This is a genomic window from Acuticoccus mangrovi, assembly GCF_016411865.1.
In the GTDB taxonomy this organism is placed as follows: Bacteria; Pseudomonadota; Alphaproteobacteria; order Rhizobiales; family Amorphaceae; genus Acuticoccus; species Acuticoccus mangrovi.
The window spans coordinates 80,217-100,226 of the sequence record NZ_JAEKJA010000005.1 but is presented as its reverse complement, the minus strand read 5'-3'; the positions used below and the strand labels follow the sequence as shown (position 1 = coordinate 100,226).

Below are 20,010 nucleotides of genomic sequence, written 5' to 3'. Positions count from 1 at the left end.
CTCCGACAGGTAGCGCGCCGGAGCGCGGAATGAAGGCCGCGGCTCAGTCCGGCAGCACCGAAATGTCGAGGAGCGCCGGCCGGCCCGCCTCGACCGCGCCGATCGCCTCGGCGAGCGCGCCGGCGAGCTCGGCCGGATCGCTTACGCGGCGGGCGAAGGCACGGCTCGCCTCGGCGGTCCGCGTGAAGTCGGGCGTCGGCTTCAGCGCGGTGAGCGGCATCAGATTGGCCTTCGCCGCGTAGCCGTCCGGATAGAGCCCCGAGACCGATGCGCGCACCGCCCCCCACTCCTCGTTGTTGAGCACGATGACGAGCACGGCGAGCCCCAGCGCTTCGGCGATCTGATGGCAAACGGTGGGGTTTGCGAACATGTAGGAGCCGTCGCCCATGGTGGCGACGACGAGGCGATCGGGCTCGGCGAGCTTGGCGCCGAGGGCGGCCGGAAAGCTCCACCCGAGGCCGCCCGAATGGGGCTCCTGGAACCACGAGCGGTGCTCGGTGCGGGCGAGCACGCCGAGCTTGGTGCCGAGTTCGGAGAACACCGAGGAGGTCTTGCCGGCGAGCGCCTCTGACAGCTTCAGGCTGACATACGCTTTAGTGATACCGCGGGTCACGTCCGCGGCCGCCTCGGCGACGTCGGCCCGCGCGGCCGCCGTCGCCTTGGCGATCTTCTTGCGTCGCGCCGAGACCATCGTGCGGTTCCGCTTCTGTCCCGCCATCGCCGCGATGAGCGCGCGGATGGTGTCGGCGCTCTCGCCGGCGATCGCGATGTCGGAGCGGAAGGTGCGCACCGGAAAGCGGGAGAAGATCGGATCGGGGCCGATATTGATCACCGTGTGCGCGTTGGGCGCCTTGTGCCGGTCGGGCCACCACGGGGCGAGAGCGTCGAGGATCACCACCACGTCGGCCGCCTCGAGCCACGGGCCGGGCTCCGGGCCGACGTGCATCGGGTGGGTGGTGGAAATGGCGAGATGCGTCGCCCACCAGGAGGAGACGGCGATGCCCCAGTTGTCGACCCAGTCGGCGAAGGCGGCGAAGCTCGCCGCGTCGCCGGCGCCGCGCTGCGCGATGATGAGCGGCGCCTTCGCCTTGGCGAGAGCCCGGGCGGCGGCGGCGACGGCGGCCGGATCCGGCGCGATCCGCACCGGCGCGATGGTCGGCCGGGCGTCGAGCTCGCCCGCCGGCACCGCCTCGCACAACGTCTCGCGCGGCAGCGAGAGGTACACCGGCCCCTTGGGGGTGGAGTTGGCGATGGCGAACGCGCGGTCGAGGAGGTCGGCGATCTGCTCGGGAAAGCGCAGCTCGTAGTCCCACTTCGCCGCCTCGCGGACGAGGGCGGTCTGGTCGCGCATCTCCTGGCCCCAGGCGATGGGCACGGTGCGCGCGCCGAAGCGGCCTTCCTCGGTGACCGGCGTGCGGCCCGACATCATGATGAGCGGGATGTGCTCGCAGGCGGCGTTGATCGCGCCGGTCGCCCCGTTGGAGAGGCCCACGTTGGTGTGGAGCATCACCGCCTGGGCGTTGCCGGTCATCAGATAGTAGCCGTGCGCCATGCCCATCGCGGCGTGCTCGTGGGGGATCACCAGCGCCTCGGGCAGCTCGGCGTCGTGCGCGGCCGCTTCGGCGAGCCCCTCGATCACGGGCGGGAAGTCGGTGCCGGAATTGGCGAACACGTAGTCGACGCCCAGCGCCTTGAGCCGCGCGAAGATCGCGCCGCCGGCCGTCATCATGGCGGTGGCTCTCTGCTCCATCTCTCTCCCCCTGCAGCCTCTTTACGGGCCTTGCGACGCCCTTATGGCGCGAGACGATCCATCACCCAATCCGCGACCATCGGTCGATAGAGCCAGGGGATGTTGTTGCAGACGTGGTTACCCTCGGCGAGAACTTCCAGTCGTCCGCCACCCGCCCAGTCGATTTGCGCCTCCGCTTCCGCCGGGGGAAAGATCCTGTCCCGGGCGCCGTGGACGACGAGTACCGGCACGCTGGGCGCCGGCACCCCGGTGAGGGTGAACCCTGCCGCCCGCCGGCGCGTCTCGCCCCCGTCCCCGTCCCCCTCCTCGACGCCGAGCGCGAAGCGCATGTTGTCGCGATAGACCTGTGGGAAACCGTCCCACATCGCGCCGAGATCGGCAAAGCCGTTGATCGAGACGGCGCCGCGAAGATCCGCGAGCCCCGCCGCCGCACGCAGCGCCAGATGGCCGCCGAAAGCCATGCCGACGAGCGCCACCTTCCGCGGTGCGCCGGCGGCGCGCAGCGCGTCGATCGCCACCGCGACCGCCGCGGTGATGTCGGGCCGCAGCGGGCCGAGGCAGCGCCCCTCCCCCTGCCCCGGCCCGTCGAGCGAGAGGGTCGCGAGGCCGCGCCGCAGGAAATGGGCCTCGAAGGCGGGGAACTCCTCCTTGGTGGAGTCGGAGCCCGGCACGATGACGACGCTCCCCCTCGCCTCCCCCGGCACGCGCAGATAGCCCGTCAGCGCCGCTCCCTCGAAGGGAATGACGAGGCGCTTCGCCGGCGGGTCGAGGAGCGGTGCCGCCTTCTGGAAGGCGGCGAGCTTGCGCGCGGTGGCGGCCCGCTTCTGGCCGAGATCGTCGAAGAGCATGAACTGGGCGAAGTGGTGGAAGAGCGCGGCGCGGGCGTAGGCCTCGCCGGCCGTCACCGGGTGATCGGCGTCCTCCGCCGCGGCGGCGAGGCGCGCATGACGCTCACCTTCGGCCGACCACGCGGCGCACCAGTTCTCCCACGATCCCGCCGCCTCGATGACGGCGCGCGCGGTGGCGGAGGGGATGCCCGCCACCTCCATGCGCGGGAGCCAGTGTCCGGCGACTTCGAGGAGGCGGTTCTCGGCCATGATAGGCTCCCATGATGGGGCGCCGTCAGCCTCGCTGCACGAGGAGCGCCCCGCCGAGCACCAGGGCGAGACCCAGGATGCGCATCGGCGAGATCGTGCGAATCTCGAGGCCGAAGGCGCCGATGTGATCGGCGAGCATGGCGCCGAGGAGCTGCCCCGCCACCACGCAGACGAAGAAGAGGAGCGCCCCCGTCACCGGCGCGATCACCACCCCGCCGGCGACGAAGATCGCCCCCACCGTGCCGGCGAGGTAGACCCACCACGGCACCGCCGTGAGCGTGGTGCGCGTCATCTCCCCGCGCCCCATCAGAAGGGCGAAGAGGAGGGCGGTGAGGAAGGCCACGAACACCGAGATCGCCGACGCGCCGAACGGGCTTTGGATCGCCCGCACCAACATGACGTTCATCGCCGGCTGGATGGACAGAAGACCGCCGACGAGAACGGCGGCAAGCATGTAGACGATGATCATGAAGGCTCCCTCGGCCGGGTCAGACGGCCGACACTGCCTCCGCCCGCTTCGCCTCGGCAAGGTGCGGATATTTCTCGGTGAGGAGCGAGCCCGAATAGTAGGTCGGCCGGAACGCGTCCGTCGCCTTCAGTTCTTCGAACCAGCGGCCGATGGCGGGGAAGTCGTCCCACATCGGGGCCATGCCGATGTCGTCCATCCGCACGATCACCGGCATCACGGCGATGTCGGCGAGGGTCTGGCACGCGCCCATCAGCCACGGCCCGCCGCTCTCGGCGAGCCAGTGGCCCATGCGCTCCACGCCGCGCCGCAGCCGGCCCGTCGCCTCCGCCATGTCGGCCTCGGAAAAGCCGGTGCGCCCCATCTTCTTCAGGAACTCGCGGCGCAGCGGCTTCGCCTCGCACACGGCCTCGAACTCCGCCTCGCTCATCGCCTGGAAGTGGGGCAGGAAGGCGAGGTTGTAGGAGGGCACCCGCACCGCCGGCGTCGGCACCTCGTCGATGAAGCGCAGCATCGCCCGCATCCGTGCCCGCTCGAACGCATCCTCGGGCACGAGGCGAGGATCGGGTCGCGTCTCGTCGAGATATTCCATGATGACCGCCGAATCGATCACCACCCGCCCGTCGTCGACCAGCGTGGGCACGACCCCGTTGGGGTTCAGCGCCAGATAGTCGGGCTTGAGCTGATCGCCGGAGAAGAGGTCGAGGCGATGCTCCTCGAAGCCCTCCTCTTTGGCGTGGAGCACGTAGCGCACGCGCTGACTGCATGTCGACTGAGGCGCGTTGTAGAGAACGACCATCGTCAATCCCAGTTCAGGATGCGCGGCAGGCGACCCGACCGGGCGAGCGAGCCGATGATGCCGAGAGGAAAGAACATCAGCGCCAGCGCCATCACGAGGCCGGTGGCGAGGATGTTGATCTCCGAGCCGCCGAAGAAGATGACGCACGCCTCGTTGAAGGCGACGATGAGGATCGCGCCGATCACCGGCCCGGCGATGGTCCCCTTCCCGCCGAGGATGCACATCAGCACCATGTTCACCGACACGAGGATGATCAGGAAGATGTTGGGTCGGATGTAGGTGAGATATTCGCCCCACACGGCCCCGGCCATGCCGACGAAGAAGGCCGACATGGCGAACGCCAAGGTCTTGTAGAAGCGGGTGTCGATGCCGGCGCTCTCGGCCTTGATCTCGTCCTTGGAGATCGCGCGCAGGCCGAGGCCGAACTTCGAGTGCTTGATGCGGTAGGTGGCGTAGACGGTGACCGCCGCCATCACCACGAAGGCGTAGTAGTAGGGCACCTTCGCCCACTTCACCGGCAGATCGATCGCCGGCAGCGAGACCCCGGCGGCGCCGCCGACGAAGTCCCAGTTGTCGAACAGGATGCGGAAGATCATCACCAACGCCAGCGACGAGATGATGAAGGAGGGGCCGCGCACCTTCAGCGTGATGCGGCCGATGACGTAGCCCACCACCGCCGCCACCAGCCCGGCGAGCGGCGCCAGGATGATGGTCGAGACCCCGTAGCGGGCGTAGATCATCCCCGCGAAGTAGCCGCCGATGGCGAAGAACACGTTGTGCCCCAGCGAGATGTAGCCCGCGAAGCCGCCCAGAATGTTCCACCCCGAGGCCATCACCACGTAGCTCGCCGTGTAGAGGACGAGGTGGAGCACGTAGTTGTAGTTGGAGCTCGTCAGCTGCAGCAGCGGCAGCGCGAGGAGCACGGCGAGCACCGCGATCGGGAACCACACCGCCCGCGTCTTGTCGGCCTTGAGGGCGAGGCGGGCGTTATAGAGACGGCGCGCCTCGAGGACGGCGGATTGGTCCATGCTCGCCATCATGCAAGCTCCGGTTTGTCGCCGAAGAGGCCCTGCGGCCTGACGATCAGGATGAGGAAAAGGGCGAGGAAGAAGGTCATCGTCGACCAGGTGGCGCCGACATAGGCGCCCACGAAGGCGGCGATGACGGAGAGCAGGAACGCCGCCACCACGGTGCCGAGGATCGAGCCCATGCCGCCGAGCACCACGAGCGACATCAGGATCGCGATCCACTCCCAATGCTTGGCCGGAAAGAAGGAGAACACGAAGGAGACGAGCGCCCCCGCCGCGCCGGCGAGGCCCACCCCGATGGCGAAGCTCACCATGGAGACGAGGTTGACGTTGACGCCGAGCAGCGAGGCGGCGTCGCGGTTCTGCGTCGTGGCGCGGATCGCGTAGCCGAAGCGCGAATATTTCAGGAAGAGCGCCAGGCCCGAGATGATCACCAGCGACACGATGCCGGCATAGAGCTGGCCGGTGGGGATGAAGATGTCGCCGATGAAGATGGCGTCGGTCGCGTAGTCCGGCGAGGTGACGCGCTGGGTGTTGGAGAAGGCGGTGCCGAGCGCGCCTTCGATGATCATCGCAACGGCGAAGGTGAGGAGCACCGTCATCTCCGAGTAGGTGGCCGCCTTCGCCTCCTTCTCGAACACCACCTTGTAGAGGATGACGCCGACGGCGGCGAGGATGACGGCGGCGATCGGCAGCGTCACCAGCGGATCGACGCCCCACAGGCGGAAGCCCCAATAGGCGACGTAGGCGCCGCCGATGATCATCACCGGGTGGGCGAGGTTGACGATGCGCATCACCCCGAAGACGAGGCTGAGGCCGGCTCCCATCAGCGCGAAGACGCCGCCGAGGGCGAGGCCGAGAATGAGGATCTGAAGCGTATGAGCCATCACGCCGCCCTCTTGCCGCCGAGATAGAGTTCCTGGATGCGCGGGTCGCCGAGCACCTCGGCGGCGGGTCCCTCAAAGAGGGTGCGGCCGAGGTCGAGCACCACGCCCCAGTCGGCATGCTTGAGACCCATCAGCGCGTTCTGCTCCACGAGCAGGATGGTGATGCCGTCCTTCGCCATCATCGCCATGATCTCGAACATCTCCTTCACGATCTTCGGCGCGAGGCCGAGGGAGGGCTCGTCGAGCATCACGATGTCGGGCTTGATGATCATGGTGCGCGCCATGGCGAGCGTCTGCTGTTGGCCGCCCGACATGGTGCCCGCCTTCTGGTGGGCCCGCTCCTTGAGGATCGGGAAGCGCTCCATCACCTCCTCCACGCGCCGGTCGAGCTCGTGCGCGTCGTCCATGATGAAGCCGCCCATGCGCAGGTTCTCGCGCACGCTCATCTTGGGAAAGAGCGCCCGCTCCTGCGGCACGAACACGATGCCCTTCCGATAGATCTGGTCCGGCCGCAGCCCGTTGAGCCGCTCGCCCTTGAAGCGCACCTCGCCCTTGCGGATCTTCAGCATGCCGCAGATCGCCTTGAGGAGGGTCGACTTGCCCGCCCCGTTGGGGCCGATGATGCAGTGGACCTTGCCGGGCTCCACGGTGAGGTGCGCCCCGTCGAGGATCGCCGGGCCGTCGCCGTAGCCGGCGGTGATGCCGGTGACCGTCAGAAGCTCGGTCATCACGCGGCCTCCAGCGCGCCGCCGAGATAGGCGTCGAGCACGGCGGGATCCTCGCGCACCATCTCCGGTGGGCCGTCGGCGATCACCTGGCCCTGCGCCATCACTACCACGCGATGCGACAGGCGCATGATGAGGTCCATGTTGTGCTCCACGATGAGCACGGTGAGGCCGGCCTCGTTGAGCTTCCTGATGTGGCCGATGATCTCTTCGAGCAGCGACGGGTTCACGCCCCCTGCCGGCTCGTCGAGCAGGATGATCTTGGGGTCGCTCATGAGCAGCGCCGCGAAGTCCATCAGCTTCTTCTGGCCGTAGGAGAGGTTGGCGCCGTCCTCGTGGGCGAGGCGGGAGATGCCGAGAAATTCCAGGATGCCTTCCGCCTTCGCCACCTCCTCGGGCGGCATCGCCGGCTTCATGAGCCCGCGCCAGCCGCGGATCGGCGCCTGACAGACGATGTTCTCGAGCACCGTCATGTCGGCGAGATTGCGCGAGATCTGAAAGGTGCGCGACAGGCCCTTGGCGGTGATCTCGTGGGGGCGAAGATGGTCGATGCGCCCGCCGTCGAGCCAGACTTCGCCCGAGGTTGGCGCCATGGTGCGGCTGATGCAGTTGAAGGCGGTGGTCTTGCCGGCGCCGTTGGGGCCGATCAGCGCGGTGATCTTGCCGGCCTCGGCGGTGAAGGAGCAGCCGTCGACCGCCCGGATGCCGCCGAAATGTTTGCAGAGATTCGTGACGGTCAGCATCGCCGTCTTCCCCCCGATTGGTGTGTCGTTGGGCCGGGCGCGAACGCCCGGCCGGTCGGCATCAGCGCGGCGAGCCGTCCCTAGCGGGACGTCAGAAACCGCCCTTGGGGTAGCTCATCTCGGAGGTCTTGAACTCGTCGGTCGGAAAGACGAACTGCAGCTCGCCGTCGTTCCACTGGGTCATGAGGTGCGGCTTGTCGACGGGTAGCCCGCGCTCGTCCCAGGCGAAGCGGCCGAGGATGGTGCGCACCGGGTCGTCGTTGGTGCGGGCCGACAGCCATTCGCCGAGCTTGGCGTTGTCGGTGGTGCCGGTCGCCGTCATCGCCTGCTCGATCGCCTGGCAGACGGCGAAGGGGATGGCGCTGTCCTCGTCGGGAACCTCGCCATAGGCCTCCTTGAAGGCCACCGCGAACTCGGGGTTGCCGAACGGCTCGCCCACGAGCACCGACTGGAAGGGCGCATCGATATGCCAGGAGGAGTGGACGAGGATGCCGTCGGCGGACGAGCCGGTGCCCTCGGCGAACTCGGCCTGGGTGCCCTGGCTCAGATAGACGAGCTTGGGCGTCGCCCGCACCGTCTTCAGCGCGCGGGTGAGCTGCACCGCCTCCTCCGCCGACGCGGTGAGGCCGACGATCAGCTCCGCCCCCGACTGCTTGATGGAGTTGGCGAGGTTGAGCCAGTCGTTGAAGCCTTCCTCGGGCCACTTCTCGTTGAACACCACCTCGATGCCGACCTGCTCCAGGTAGCCGGGCGACAGATCGGCCACCACTGAGCCATCGGCGGGATCGGTCACCGTGGTGCCGAGGAGGCCCGCCTCGATGGCGTTGGCGAAGAAGTCGTCGGCCGCGACCACGGCGGCGGTGGTCGGCCGATTGTCCGCCGGCACGAGGGTCTCGATCACCTCTTTCAGCGACGCGCCGGCATATTCGGCGGCGTTCGGCTGGAAGTAGAAGATGTTCTTGTGACCCTGCGTGTAGATGCGCAGCGCACCGCCCGCCGGAACCGGGTGCACCATGTTGTTCTTGGCGAGGATCGAGGCCACCGGGAAGGTCAGGCGCGAGGAGAACGTCCCGTAGACGGCATCGACGTCGTCGACGTTGATGAAGCGCTCATATTGGTTGATGGCGGTGGCCGGGTCGGAGCGATTGTCCGACACGATCAGCTCGACCTGGCGGGCGTTGATGCCACCCTTCTCGTTGATGAGGTCGATGCAGAGCTGATAGCCCTGGCGGTGCTTCTGGCCGGCGATCGAGAAGTTGCCGGTCAGCGGCAACGAGGCGCCGATCTTGATGGGCCCCTCCTGCGCCACCGCACCCGCGGTCATCGCCACGGCCGCAGCCGCCGCGAGTAGTGCAATCCGTGTCATCCCTAGACTTCCTTATGTTGGGCGCCCGGGGTTTGTCCCTCGTGTGCGCCGTTATGGTTGTCGGTCTATTCGGCGGCCTCCGGCATCACTTCCAGGCCCGTCGGCACGGGCCGGCCTTCGCTTTCGAGCTTCAGCCCCGCCGCGAGCGCGGCGGTTTCCAGGAGGGCCGCGAAGTCGCCCTCGAGGTAGGCTTCGGGATCGTCCTTCAGCATCGCGGCCCCGAAGTGGGCTTGCAATTGCTCCCGCGTCGTGGCCGTCACCGGCATCGGTACACCGAGCGCGCGTCCCGCTTCGAGACCGAGGTCGAGGTCCTTGCGCAGCAGGGCCGGGGTGAAGGTGGTGGTCCAGTCGAGGTTCACGAGCGCATTGGTCTTGTAGCGCGTGAAGATGGAGCCCATCACCGAATCGTTGATGAACTCCAGGAAGGCCGAGCGCGGCACCCCCGCCTTCTCCGCCAGCACGGTGATCTCGATGAGGTTCTGCGTGACCACGCCGAGCAGCACGTTGTGGGCGATCTTGCAGAAGCGCGACAGCTCCCCCTCGCCCACGTAGGCGACGCCGCGCGGGGCGTAGACCTCGATGAGGTGCTGCACCTTGTCGAACGTCGCCTTCGGCCCCGAGGCCACGGAGGACAGCTTGCCCGCCTTGACGCACTTGCCGTTGCCCGACACCGGCGCGGCGAGGAATTCGGCACCGAAACCGGCGATCTTCTCGCGGATCGCGGCCGACTGCTCGGTGCCGATGGAGGAGCAGTCCACGAAGATCTTCGGCACCTCGGGCGCCGTCGTCACGCCGTCGGGGCCGAAATAGACCGCCTCCACGTCCTTGCCGGTGGAGACCATGGTGAACAGCACGTCGCATCCACCGAGATCGCGCGGACTGTCGACGAGGACCGCTCCCTTCGCCTCCAGCGGCTCCGCCTTCGCGCGGGTGCGGTTCCAGATATGCACCTTGTGGCCGGCCTTCACCAGGCGCTCGGCCATCGGGTAGCCCATCCGCCCCATGCCGATCCAGCCGATCGTCAACTCACTCATGCGCCGTCCTCCCGAAGCATTCTGTCGCAACGCTCGCCCCCGAGACCGGCCGCGACGAAAGAACATCGCAGACTCAGGATCGATGCGAACGATTGCGCAAACGTTTGCATGACCCTAGCAGCGAATGGCAGGCAGCGTCAATCGTTGATGCTAAGGTTTGCATCTGACATTGAGACAGCAGTCGTGGCCGCAGATTTGAATTCGAATGAATAAAAGAGTGACCCTCAAGGACATCGCCAAGGCGACGGGATTCCACGTCTCCACGGTGTCCCGTGCACTCGATCAGAACTCGCGCATCAACCTCACCGAGGACGTGGTGCGCCAGATTCGCGAGACGGCGGACGCGATGGGCTACCGGCGCAACCGCCTCGCCTCCGGCCTCCGGACCAACCGCACCATGACCATCGGCGTGGTCATTCCGGACATCACCAACGCGCTCTTCCCCCCCATCGTGCGGGGCATCGAGAGCGTGATGGAGCCGGAGGGCTACGCCTCGATCATCGTCAACACCGACAACGTGCCCGAGCGCGAGATGCGGCTCGTCGACGTGCTCACCGAGCGCGGCGTCGACGGCATCCTCCACGCCGCGACGCTGCGCGACGACGACTCGATCCAGCTGATCCGCTCCCACAACGTGCCGGTCGTGACGCTCAACCGCCGCGTGGAGCTCGACCCGCCGGTCCCCTTCGTCATCAACGACGAAGCCTTGGGGATCCGCATGATGCTCGCCCACCTCGCCGAGTACGGCCATCGCCGGATCGCCCACATCGCCGGCCCGGTGGCGCTCTCGACGGGTGCGATGCGCGTCGCCGCCTTCCATGCCGCGCGCGCCGCGATGGGGCTCGCCGAAGCCGACTGCCCCCTCGCCTACGCCGAGCGCTTCGACGAGGAGGAGGGGCACCGCGCCGCGATCGCCCTCCTCGACGGGCCGACGCCCTTCACCGCCCTCCTGTGCGCCAACGACCGTCTCGCCCTCGGCGCCATCGCCGCGCTGCGCCAGCGGGGCCTCAGCGTCCCGCACGACGTGTCGGTCACCGGCTTCAACGACCTCTCCTCGCTCGACGCGGTGACGCCACCGCTCACGACGGTGCGGATCCTCCAGTTCGAGGCGGGCGAGGCGGCGGCGCGCCTGCTTCTCGCCCTGCTGCGCGATCCGCAAGCCGACATTCCGGCCGAGACGGTGCTTCCCGTCGTGCTCGTGCCTCGCGAGAGCGTCGCCACGCCCCGCCCGCTCTGAGCGCGCGGCGCGCTATCGGGTGGCGAGGCGATAAAGGTCCGTCGCGAGGCTCTGCGCGTGGTTCTCGTCCTCCGGCGGCTGGCTGTTGAGGGCGAAGGTGATCAGCACGTCGTCGTCCGCAAACCAGGCGAAGACGGCACGATAGCCGAGCGTCTCGCCCTGGTAGAACCAGAACGCGCCGGTCTCGGGCGCATAGATCCGCACCAGCCCGAGGGCGAAGCCGCGCGGATCCTCCGCCGACACGTCCGCGATGGGCTCACCCGTCTTCATCGACACCATGCGCGTCATCTCGCCGAGCATCGCCGCGCTCATCACCTTGCCGCCGAAGAGGGCGCGCACCCAGGCGGCAAGATCCGTCGGCGTGGAGATGATGCCGCCGGCGGGACCCGCCCACGAGAGGTCGAAGCCGCGCACGTCCTTGCCGACGAGGGGGGCGAGGCTCGCCGTCTCGCAGTCCGGCGCGTAGAGATCGCAGGCTGGATTCTCGAAGTAGCCGTGCGCCATCCCCTCCTGGACCGCACCCGGCACGGCTTCGGGGAAGTAGCGCGTCCCCGTCAAGCCGAGCGGAGCGATGATGCGCTTCTGAAGCACCGTCTCGTACGTCTCGCCCGTCACCGCCTCGATGATCATGCCGGCGAGGATGTAGTTGGTGTTGGAGTAGAACCACGGCGTGTTGGGCGGCAGATCCGGCGCATTGTCGGGGACCACCACGTCGACGAGCTCCTCCAGCGTGTGGTGCGCCTCGGGGTGCGCGGCGTACGCCGCCATGAAGGCGGGGACCTCCGAATAGGTCGGGATCGGGCTCGTCATGTCGAGCAGCGCGCGGATCGAGACGTCGGCCCAGAACGGATACTGCGGCAGATGGTCGCCGACAGTATCGTCGAGCGACAGCGCGCCGTCCTCGGCGAGGAGGGCAAGGAGCGCCGCCGTCACGTGCTTGGTGTTGCTGCCGATCTGAAACATCGTCGCCGCGTCGATGGGCGTCGGGTCGTCGCGCCCTCTGGTGCCGGCGGTGACGACGACGGGGGCGCTGTCGCCGGCACAGGCGATGGTCGCCGACGCGGCGGTGATCCCCTCCGCCTCGCTCCGCTCTTCGAGATAGCCGGTCAGCGCCGCCTGGAACGCGGCGGGCTCGGCCTCGCACGCGGCGGCGGCGCCGCCCCCTCCGATCGCGCCCAGCAGGATGATCCCGGCCAGCCCCCGCACCGCGCCCCGTCGATCGCCGATCATCCGCTGTCCTCCCACGCTCCTCAACCGGGGCGAGCATAGCCGGCGGCGACCGCCGCAACCAGACGCCCGACGCCGCGGTGCGCCCCAATCATGCCAAAATGGCCATTTCGAGAATCCAGCAACGCCGGCGTGTTCCATGAACACACCGCCACCCGCTCGCGCCGTGTCACCCGCGGCATCCTCGGAAATGAAATATCCAACCCGGATATCTCACGAGTTGACTTCAAAGCCTCTCGGTGAGAAAGCTAGACCCAACGAATGCGAACGTTTGCATGCTTTGCATCGCCTCGGCAAGTCTGCCGTGCGACTGATGACATGCATGCGGCGGCTCGCGCGATCATGCCCGGCGGTGGCCGCGGCGTGACGGATTGGAGGACGCCCCATGAACGAAGCGCTCAACCCGCGCATCCTGCGCCCCGGCGACGTCGACCCGAACTGGACCTGGGATCGGCACATTCCCGCCTTCGGCCACAAGGCCGTCGACTTCGAGCGCCGCGTCGATTTCGACCGGCTGCGCGCCTACCGCCTCGGCCGCGCCAAGGAGGCGCTGAAGAAGTCCGACTGCGGCGCCCTCCTCCTCTTCGACGTCAACAACATCCGCTACATCACCGGCACCAAGATCGGCGAATGGGAGCGCGACAAGCTCTGCCGCTTCGCCCTCCTCGCCGGCGACACCGAGCCCTACGTCTGGGACTTCGGCTCGGCCGCGGTCCACCACCGCCTCTATTCGGACTGGCTGGTGCCCGAGCACTGCCGCGCCGGCGTCACCGGCATGCGCGGCACCATTCCGCCCTCGTTCGGCCTCATGAAGTATCACGCCGAGGAGATCGCCGACCTTCTGAAGCAGGCCGGCGTCGCCGACATGCCGGTGGGCATCGACCTCGCCGAGGCGGCGATGTTCTTCGAATTGCAGAAGGCGGGGATCAACGTCGTCGACGGCCAGCAGGTCATGCTCGACGCCCGCGAGATCAAGAACGTCGACGAGATCCAGCTTCTCAACCAGGCCGCCTCGATGGTCGACGGCGTCTACCACATGATCTACGAGGAGCTGAAGCCGGGCGTGCGCGAGAACGACATCGTCGCGATGTCGAACAAGATGCTCTACGAGATGGGCTCCGACGACGTCGAGGCGATCAACGCCATCTCCGGCGAGCGCTGCAACCCGCACCCGCACAACTTCACCGACCGCTACTTCCGCCCCGGCGACCAGGCCTTTTTCGACATCCTGCAGTCCTACCAGGGCTACCGGACCTGCTACTACCGCACCTTCAACATCGGCCGCGCGACCACGGTCCAGAACGACGCCTATGTGAAGTGCCGCGAATGGCTCGACGCGGCGATCGCCCTCATCAAGCCGGGCGTCGGCACCGACGAGGTGGCGAACGCCTGGCCGACCGCCGAGGAGTTCGGCTTCCCCGACGAGCTCTCCGCCTTCGGCCTCCAGTTCGGCCACGGCCTCGGCCTCGCGCTCCACGAGCGGCCGATCATCAGCCGCGTCTGCAGCCTCGAGAACCCGATGGAGATCAAGACGGGCATGGTCTTCGCGCTCGAGACCTACTGCCCGGCGGCGGACGGCTACTCCGCCGCCCGCATCGAGGAGGAAGTGGTCGTCACCGACAAGGGCTGCCAGGTGATCAGCCTCTTCCCGGCCGAGGATCTCCCGATCGCCAACCGCTACTGACGGGGGGCCGACCATGAGCCTCAGCGAGACGGCCGCGCCCGCGCGGCCCGAGAACGCCGCCACCTATCTGCGCCTCTACCGCCAGATGGCGAAGATCCGCGCCTTCGAGGACAACGCCAACGAGCTCTACCTCTCCGGCAAGATGCCCGGCCTCACCCACATGTACTCCGGCCAGGAGGCGGTGGCGGTCGGCATCTGCGAGGCGCTGACGAAGGACGACAAGATCACCTCCACCCACCGCGGCCACGGCCATTGCGTGGCGAAGGGGGCGGAGTTCAAGGAGATGTTCTGCGAGCTTCTCGGCAAGGCGGAGGGCTATTGCCGCGGCAAGGGCGGCTCGATGCACATCGCCGACCAGGACAACGGCAATCTCGGCGCCAACGCCATCGTCGGCGGCTCGGCGGGGATCGCGACGGGGGCGGCACTGGCCGCCAAGCGCCTCGGCACCCAAGGCGTCTCGGTGTGCTTCTTCGGCGACGGCGCGCTCGGTCAGGGCCTCCTCTACGAGGTCATGAACATGGCCGCCCTCTGGAAGCTCCCGGTGATCTACGCCTGCGAGAACAACCTCTACGGCGAATACACCAAGGTGGAGGAGATGGCCGCCGGCGCGCTCGCCGCCCGCGCCAAGGCCTTCGGTATCGAGACCCACGAAGTGGACGGGCAGGACGTCCTCGCCGTCAACCGCCTCGCGGAGGATCTGGTGGAGCGGGCGAGGAAGGGCGAGGGCCCGTTCTTCGTGGTGCTCCACACCTACCGCTATCACGGCCACCACGTCGGCGACATCAACCGCACCTACTACCGCTCGAAAGAAGAGGAGGCGGACTGGAAGGCGAACCGCGACCCGATCACCAACTTCGGCAAGTGGCTGGTGGCGGAGAAGATCGCGACGCCGGAGGAGCTGGGACAGCTCGGCGAGGACGTCGCCCGCGAGGCGAAGGCCGCCGTCGACTACGCCCTCGCCGCCCCCTACCCCCCGGCCGACGAGGTCGACATGCACGTCTACGTGGCCGCCTGACATGCCGGCTCATCGCGATCCGCGCCGAGCGTGGGGGCGCTCCCAACCGCGCCGTAACCTCGACGCCGCCACCATGTCCCACCGTCGCAACGTACTCCCTCCTGTTCCGGTGGAAGACCTGCCGGGAGCCCGCCGTTGCGGGCTTCCGAAGCCGGGACAAAGAGCGGAACACCGCTCTTCGGTGGCGACGTTCCGGCGGAGCCGACACCCTCAGGACCGCGCCGGCGCGAGAATTCCCCACCGAGGGAGCCTCGTGCCGCCCTCCAACAGCCGCCCCCTAAGAACGGCGACATAAGATGCGTGAAATCACTCTGTCTAAGGCCGTCAACGAGGCCATCGCCGAGGAGATGCGGCGCGACCCGACCATCATCCTGATGGGCGAGGACGTCGCCGAGGCCGGCACCCCCTTCAAGGTCCTGTCGGGCCTCGTGGAGGAGTTCGGCCCCGAGCGCATCCTCGACACGCCGATCTCGGAGCCCGGCTTCACCGGCATCGCCGTCGGCGCGGCGATGACCGGCATGCGCCCCATCGTCGACCTGATGTTCGGCGACTTCCTGTTCCTGGTGATGGACCAGCTCTGCAACCAGGCCGCCAAGACGCACTATATGTCCGGCGGCAAGCTCAGCGTGCCGATGGTCCTGCGCACCAACATGGGGGCGACGCGCCGCTCGGCCGCCCAGCACAGCCAGTCGCTGCACGCCCTCGTCGCCCACATCCCGGGCCTCAAGGTGGCGATGCCCTCCTCCGCCTACGAGGCGAAGGGCCTCCTCAAGACCGCGATCCGCGACAACAACCCGGTCGTCATCTTCGAAGACAAGCTGATGTACCAGGACAAGGCGGGGGTGCCGGAGGAGGAATATCTCATCCCCTTCGGCGAGGCGAAGGTGCTGCGCGAGGGGCGCGACATCACCTTCGTCGCCACCTCCTCGATGCGTCAGGTCGCCGAGAAGGCGGCCGAGACGCTCTCGGCGGAGGGGATCGAGGCGGAGATCATCGACCCGCGCACCATCGTCCCGCTCGACGAGGCGACGATCCTCGCCTCGGTGCGCAAGACAGGGCGCGCGATCGTCGTCGACGAGGGGCACCAGAGCTTCGGGGTGACCGCCGAGATCGCCGCCCGCATCGCCGAGAAGGCATTCTATTATCTCGACGCCCCGGTCGGGCGGATGGGGGCGATGGACGTTCCCGTCCCCTTCTCGCCGGCGCTCGAGGATCTCACCGTGCCGACGCCGGAGCGGCTCGCGGAGCGGGCGCGCGCCACCCTGCGCGGGGAGCCCGTCCATGCCGCATGACGTGTTGATGCCGCAGCTCGGCATGGCGCAGGACGCCGGGCTGATCGTCGCCTGGCACAAGGCGCCGGGCGAGGCGGTCGCCGCCGACGACGTGCTGATGGAGGTCGAGACCGACAAGGCCACCATGGAGGTGCCGGCGGGGCGCGACGGCGTGCTGGCGCTGATCCGCGCCGAGGCCGGCACCGAGGTGCCGGTGGGCGACGTCATCGCCATCATCGCCGCCGACGCCGCCGAGGCGGCGCGAGTCGCCGATACCAAGGACGGGGCGAGCACCGGGTCGGCGGCGAGCGTCGCCGATGCTTCGAAGGCGGCGAGCGTCGCCGAGGCGCCGGCCCCCGCCGAGAAGAGCGCGGGGCACGCCCCGTCGGCGCCGGTGGGGAACGGCGCTTCCGGCGCGGCGGCCTCGACCGGCAACGGGGCGAGCGCCCCGGCCGTCCCCCGGCCCGCGGCCCCGGCGGCGGGTGCCGACAGACGCATCCTCGCCTCGCCCAAGGCCCGCCGGGCGGCGGCTGAGCGCGGCATCGATCTCGCCGCCCTCGTCGCCGCAGGCGCAACCGAGCCGATCCTCTACGAGACAGTGCGCACCGCACCCGAGCCGGCCGCCACCCCGGCGCCCGCGGCAGCAGCCGCCGTCGCCGCGGCGAGCATCCTCACCGCCGACGCCGGACGGAGCGCCTTTGATGCGCTGCTCGCCGACGCCGACCCCGCGCCGCCGCGCGCCCGCGCCCTCGCCGCCTTCGCGGCAGGCGCCTGGCGCGCCGCCACCGGCGCCGCGAGCGTCACCGTCGGCTGCGCCGATCTCGCGGGCAGCCCCGCGAGCCTCGCCGATGCCGACCGCGCCGGCCTCACCCGTCTCGCCGACCTCGCCGACGCCGACGGGCCCGCCGACCTCGCCCTCGTCGACCTCACCGGGAGCCGCCTCACCCACTACCGGCCGGCGGCCGGCGGCACGACGCTCACCATCACCGGCGGCGAGGCCTTCGCCCTCTCGCTCGCCTTCGACGAGGCGAGGCTCCCCCTTCCCCTCGCCGCCCGCTTCCTCGACGACCTCGCCCGGCGGCTCGAGGACCCGATTCGCCAGCTCCTGTGAGCGCCCCGGCATGAGGAGCCCGGGCGTCGGGACCGGCGGAACGGCGGCGATATCGCCGCGGGCGAAGGGGCGTTGCGCGCCTCGCGACGTGGCAATCTCCGCCGGTACCGTTTCGCGGCGGCCCCGGCGGGTCTAGAACAGCGGGGCCGGACAATCGGCCGGACCGGACGCGGGGCTGTCGCGTTCGCAAGAGTCTGAGGGACGACGGAGGACCTAATGCAACATACCGAGCTCTATATCGGCGGCGAGTGGCGCGGCGCGTCCGACGGGGGCACCTTCGAGGTCCTCAATCCGGCCACCGAGGAGGTGATCGCCACGGTCGCCTCCGCCACGGTGGACGACGCCATGGCCTCGCTCGACGCCGCCGAAGCCGCCTTCGCCGACTGGCGCGGCCGCACGCCCCGCCAGCGCGGCGAGATCCTGCGCAAGGCGTTCGAGCTCTTCACCGCCCGGCTCGACGAGTTCGCCGACCTGATCACGCTCGAAAACGGCAAGGCCCGGGCCGACGCCATGGGCGAGGCCGTCTATTCGGCCGAGTTCTTCCGCTGGTACGCGGAAGAGGCGGTGCGCGCGGAGGGGCAGATGGGGATGGCCCCGGCCTCGGGCGCGCGCATCCTCGTCCAGCACAAGCCCGCCGGCATCGCCGTGCTCGTCACGCCGTGGAACTTCCCGGCCGCGATGGGCACGCGCAAGATCGCCCCGGCGCTCGCGGCCGGCTGCCCCGTGATCATCAAGCCGGCCTCGGAGACGCCGCTCACCATGCTGGCGCTGATGCCGCTCCTCGAGGAGGCGGGCGTGCCGCCGGGCATCGTCAACGTGCTGCCGAGCCGCTCGTCCGGCGCCGTCGTCGGGGCGATGCTGAAGGACCCGCGGGTGCGCGTGATCTCCTTCACCGGCTCCACCGAGGTCGGCCGCAAGCTCCTCCACGGCGCCGCCGACACGGTGGTGAAGCCGGCGATGGAGCTCGGCGGCAACGCCCCCTTCATCGTATTCGAGGACGCCGATCTCGACGCCGCCGCCGATGGGCTGATGATCGCCAAGATGCGCAACATGGGCGAAGCTTGCACCGCGGCGAACCGCATCTACGTGCACGAGAAGGTGCACGACTCGTTCGTCGAGAAATATGTCGACCGGATGGCCAAGCTGAAGATGGGTGACGGGCGCGCGGAGGGCATCGACGTCGGCCCCCTCGTCAACGCCGAAACGCGCGACAAGGTGGCCGACTTCGTCGACGATGCGGTGGCGAAGGGCGCCAAGGTGCGCCTCGGCGGCCAGCGCCCCAACGTGAAGGGCTTCTTCTACCCGCCCACCGTCCTCACCGACGTACCGGAGAATGCCGAGTGCGTCGCCGACGAGATCTTCGGCCCCGTCGCCGCCATCCAGAGCTTCACCGACGAGAAGGACGTGGTGCGGCGGGCGAACGAGACGATCTACGGCCTCGTCGCCTACGTCTACACCGCCGACCTGAAGCGCGGCATGCAGGTGTCGGAGGCGCTGGAGTTCGGCATGGTCGGCCTCAATCGCGGGCTGGTGTCGGACCCGGCGGCGCCGTTCGGCGGCGTCAAGCAGTCCGGCCTCGGCCGCGAGGGCGGCAAGGAGGGGATGCTGGAGTTCATGGAATCCCAGTACATCTCCGTCGCCTGGTGACGTGATGGACGTCGCCGCGAGCCCCACCACGCGACGCCTCGCCAAGGAGCGCGGCGTCGACATCGACGCCCTCGGCGCCGAGCTCGGCTCCGACACGGTGACCCGCCGCGACGTCGAGCGGAAGGCGGACGGCGGCGCCGCCCCGGCCGCGGCGCCGGCGGGGGGCATCGCGGCGAGCGCCTACTGGCAGGTCGACCACGCCGCCCACGGTCCGGTGCGCGAGGCGGCCGTGCCCCGGCGCGAGCAGGTGGCGGCGGCGAACCTTGCCGCCGCACAGGCCCTCATCCCGGCCGTGACCCATCACGACCGGGCCGACGTCGGCGCGCTCGAGGCCGCCCGCGCGCGCCTCAAGGGCGAGGCGGAGGCGAAAGGGGTGCGCCTCACCGCCCTCGCCTTCCACGTCAAGGCGCTGGCGCGCGCCCTCGTCGACTTTCCCCGCTTCAACGCCTCGCTGTCCGCCGACGGTAAGACGCTGATCTTGAAGGACTTCGTGCACATCGGCGTCGCCGTCGACACGCCGCACGGGCTGATGGTGCCCGCGGTGCGCAACGCCGACGTGAAGGGCCTCCTCGCGATCGCCGCCGAGATCGCCGACTTCGCCGCCCGCGCCCGCGAGCGCAAGCTCCGACCGGAGGAGATGGGCGGCGCCTCGATGTCGATCTCGAGCCTCGGCGGCATCGGCGGCACCGCCTTCACCCCGATCGTGAACCCGCCGGAGGTCGCCATTCTCGGCCTCACCCGCACCGAGACGGCGCCGGTTTGGGACGGCGAGGCGTTCGTGCCCCGCCCGATGCTGCCGCTCGATCTGAGCTATGACCACCGCGTCATCAACGGTGCGGACGCGGCGCGCTTCCTCGCCCACTATGTCCGCCTCGTCGAGGCGCCGACGCGGCTCCTCCATTGATGCGCTGGGGAGGCCACCG

The 20,010-nt window shown here is 69.2% G+C and carries 18 protein-coding genes; 7 read left to right on the top strand and 11 right to left on the bottom strand.

What is annotated here, in order from left to right:
• Positions 1-43: 43 nt before the first annotated feature.
• The 10 genes from JCR33_RS07145 to JCR33_RS07100 all read right to left on the bottom strand — a co-directional run bounded on the left by JCR33_RS07145 (position 44) and on the right by JCR33_RS07100 (position 9,961).
• Positions 44-1,750: a thiamine pyrophosphate-requiring protein gene (locus JCR33_RS07145; RefSeq protein WP_198881354.1), complete on the bottom strand. Its 1,707-nt coding sequence runs from the start codon at positions 1,748-1,750 to the stop codon at positions 44-46.
• A gap of 41 nt (positions 1,751-1,791) precedes the next feature.
• Positions 1,792-2,847: an alpha/beta hydrolase family protein gene (locus JCR33_RS07140; protein WP_198881353.1), complete on the bottom strand. Its 1,056-nt coding sequence runs from the start codon at positions 2,845-2,847 to the stop codon at positions 1,792-1,794.
• 25 nt (positions 2,848-2,872) lie between these two features.
• Positions 2,873-3,316, bottom strand: a complete 444-nt coding sequence (locus tag JCR33_RS07135; RefSeq protein WP_198881352.1) for a DMT family transporter — start codon at positions 3,314-3,316, stop codon at positions 2,873-2,875.
• 19 nt (positions 3,317-3,335) lie between these two features.
• Positions 3,336-4,112 (bottom strand): glutathione S-transferase family protein, encoded by a 777-nt coding sequence (locus JCR33_RS07130; RefSeq protein WP_198881351.1) that lies wholly within the window; start codon positions 4,110-4,112, stop codon positions 3,336-3,338.
• Between the two features lie 2 nt (positions 4,113-4,114).
• On the bottom strand, positions 4,115-5,140 hold the full coding sequence (locus JCR33_RS07125) for a branched-chain amino acid ABC transporter permease (protein WP_198881350.1): 1,026 nt from the start codon (positions 5,138-5,140) through the stop codon (positions 4,115-4,117).
• Positions 5,141-5,148: 8 nt separating this feature from the next.
• Complete coding sequence (locus JCR33_RS07120) at positions 5,149-6,027, bottom strand: branched-chain amino acid ABC transporter permease (RefSeq protein WP_198881349.1); 879 nt, start codon at positions 6,025-6,027, stop codon at positions 5,149-5,151.
• Complete coding sequence (locus JCR33_RS07115) at positions 6,027-6,755, bottom strand: ABC transporter ATP-binding protein (protein ID WP_198881348.1); 729 nt, start codon at positions 6,753-6,755, stop codon at positions 6,027-6,029. The genes JCR33_RS07120 and JCR33_RS07115 overlap by 1 nt, the downstream gene beginning before the upstream one ends.
• Positions 6,755-7,495: an ABC transporter ATP-binding protein gene (locus JCR33_RS07110; RefSeq protein WP_198881347.1), complete on the bottom strand. Its 741-nt coding sequence runs from the start codon at positions 7,493-7,495 to the stop codon at positions 6,755-6,757. Before JCR33_RS07110 ends, JCR33_RS07115 begins: the two co-directional genes overlap by 1 nt.
• Before the next feature lie 91 nt (positions 7,496-7,586).
• On the bottom strand, positions 7,587-8,861 hold the full coding sequence (locus JCR33_RS07105) for an amino acid ABC transporter substrate-binding protein (protein WP_198881346.1): 1,275 nt from the start codon (positions 8,859-8,861) through the stop codon (positions 7,587-7,589).
• Positions 8,862-8,926: 65 nt separating this feature from the next.
• Entirely contained in the window at positions 8,927-9,961 is a 1,035-nt protein-coding gene (locus JCR33_RS07100; protein ID WP_211110129.1) for an NAD(P)-dependent oxidoreductase, read from the bottom strand.
• Positions 9,962-10,112: 151 nt separating this feature from the next.
• On the opposite strand from JCR33_RS07100, the gene JCR33_RS07095 reads away from it, so the two are divergent.
• Positions 10,113-11,132, top strand: coding sequence for a LacI family DNA-binding transcriptional regulator (locus JCR33_RS07095; RefSeq protein ID WP_198881344.1), 1,020 nt, complete (start codon positions 10,113-10,115; stop codon positions 11,130-11,132).
• Positions 11,133-11,144: 12 nt separating this feature from the next.
• On the opposite strand, the gene JCR33_RS07090 is transcribed toward JCR33_RS07095, so the two are convergent.
• Positions 11,145-12,362, bottom strand: a complete 1,218-nt coding sequence (locus JCR33_RS07090) for a serine hydrolase domain-containing protein (protein WP_198881343.1) — start codon at positions 12,360-12,362, stop codon at positions 11,145-11,147.
• Positions 12,363-12,744: 382 nt separating this feature from the next.
• Here JCR33_RS07090 and JCR33_RS07085 point away from each other — a divergent pair, with 382 nt between their 5' ends.
• The 6 genes from JCR33_RS07085 (at position 12,745) to JCR33_RS07060 (ending at position 19,991) form a co-directional block, all read left to right on the top strand.
• Positions 12,745-14,043 (top strand): M24 family metallopeptidase, encoded by a 1,299-nt coding sequence (locus JCR33_RS07085; protein ID WP_198881342.1) that lies wholly within the window; start codon positions 12,745-12,747, stop codon positions 14,041-14,043.
• Positions 14,044-14,056: 13 nt separating this feature from the next.
• Positions 14,057-15,058: a thiamine pyrophosphate-dependent dehydrogenase E1 component subunit alpha gene (locus JCR33_RS07080; protein ID WP_198881341.1), complete on the top strand. Its 1,002-nt coding sequence runs from the start codon at positions 14,057-14,059 to the stop codon at positions 15,056-15,058.
• Between the two features lie 296 nt (positions 15,059-15,354).
• The gene (locus tag JCR33_RS07075) at positions 15,355-16,350 is read left to right on the top strand and encodes an alpha-ketoacid dehydrogenase subunit beta (protein ID WP_198881340.1); all 996 of its coding nucleotides are present in this window, start codon (positions 15,355-15,357) and stop codon (positions 16,348-16,350) included.
• Complete coding sequence (locus JCR33_RS07070) at positions 16,340-17,440, top strand: biotin/lipoyl-containing protein (protein WP_198881339.1); 1,101 nt, start codon at positions 16,340-16,342, stop codon at positions 17,438-17,440. The genes JCR33_RS07075 and JCR33_RS07070 overlap by 11 nt, the downstream gene beginning before the upstream one ends.
• 216 nt (positions 17,441-17,656) lie before the next feature.
• Positions 17,657-19,087 carry an NAD-dependent succinate-semialdehyde dehydrogenase gene (locus tag JCR33_RS07065; protein WP_198881338.1) on the top strand — a complete coding sequence of 477 codons (1,431 nt, stop codon included), beginning with the start codon at positions 17,657-17,659 and terminating at the stop codon, positions 19,085-19,087.
• A gap of 4 nt (positions 19,088-19,091) precedes the next feature.
• Positions 19,092-19,991 (top strand): 2-oxo acid dehydrogenase subunit E2, encoded by a 900-nt coding sequence (locus tag JCR33_RS07060; RefSeq protein WP_211110127.1) that lies wholly within the window; start codon positions 19,092-19,094, stop codon positions 19,989-19,991.
• Positions 19,992-20,010 lie beyond the last annotated feature (19 nt).

What these genes read in the sequence shown, in the direction of transcription:
- JCR33_RS07145 (WP_198881354.1), bottom strand. Translation starts at nt 1,750, where the DNA reads ATGGAGCAGAGAGCCACCGCCATGATGACGGCCGGCGGCGCGATCTTC.
- JCR33_RS07140 (WP_198881353.1), bottom strand. Translation starts at nt 2,847, where the DNA reads ATGGCCGAGAACCGCCTCCTCGAAGTCGCCGGACACTGGCTCCCGCGC.
- JCR33_RS07135 (WP_198881352.1), bottom strand. Translation starts at nt 3,316, where the DNA reads ATGATCATCGTCTACATGCTTGCCGCCGTTCTCGTCGGCGGTCTTCTG.
- JCR33_RS07130 (WP_198881351.1), bottom strand. Translation starts at nt 4,112, where the DNA reads ATGGTCGTTCTCTACAACGCGCCTCAGTCGACATGCAGTCAGCGCGTG.
- JCR33_RS07125 (WP_198881350.1), bottom strand. Translation starts at nt 5,140, where the DNA reads ATGGACCAATCCGCCGTCCTCGAGGCGCGCCGTCTCTATAACGCCCGC.
- JCR33_RS07120 (WP_198881349.1), bottom strand. Translation starts at nt 6,027, where the DNA reads ATGGCTCATACGCTTCAGATCCTCATTCTCGGCCTCGCCCTCGGCGGC.
- JCR33_RS07115 (WP_198881348.1), bottom strand. Translation starts at nt 6,755, where the DNA reads ATGACCGAGCTTCTGACGGTCACCGGCATCACCGCCGGCTACGGCGAC.
- JCR33_RS07110 (WP_198881347.1), bottom strand. Translation starts at nt 7,495, where the DNA reads ATGCTGACCGTCACGAATCTCTGCAAACATTTCGGCGGCATCCGGGCG.
- JCR33_RS07105 (WP_198881346.1), bottom strand. Translation starts at nt 8,861, where the DNA reads ATGACACGGATTGCACTACTCGCGGCGGCTGCGGCCGTGGCGATGACC.
- JCR33_RS07100 (WP_211110129.1), bottom strand. Translation starts at nt 9,961, where the DNA reads ATGTTCTTTCGTCGCGGCCGGTCTCGGGGGCGAGCGTTGCGACAGAAT.
- JCR33_RS07090 (WP_198881343.1), bottom strand. Translation starts at nt 12,362, where the DNA reads ATGATCGGCGATCGACGGGGCGCGGTGCGGGGGCTGGCCGGGATCATC.
- JCR33_RS07085 (WP_198881342.1), top strand. Translation starts at nt 12,745, where the DNA reads ATGAACGAAGCGCTCAACCCGCGCATCCTGCGCCCCGGCGACGTCGAC.
- JCR33_RS07080 (WP_198881341.1), top strand. Translation starts at nt 14,057, where the DNA reads ATGAGCCTCAGCGAGACGGCCGCGCCCGCGCGGCCCGAGAACGCCGCC.
- JCR33_RS07075 (WP_198881340.1), top strand. Translation starts at nt 15,355, where the DNA reads ATGCGTGAAATCACTCTGTCTAAGGCCGTCAACGAGGCCATCGCCGAG.
- JCR33_RS07070 (WP_198881339.1), top strand. Translation starts at nt 16,340, where the DNA reads ATGCCGCATGACGTGTTGATGCCGCAGCTCGGCATGGCGCAGGACGCC.
- JCR33_RS07065 (WP_198881338.1), top strand. Translation starts at nt 17,657, where the DNA reads ATGCAACATACCGAGCTCTATATCGGCGGCGAGTGGCGCGGCGCGTCC.
- JCR33_RS07060 (WP_211110127.1), top strand. Translation starts at nt 19,092, where the DNA reads ATGGACGTCGCCGCGAGCCCCACCACGCGACGCCTCGCCAAGGAGCGC.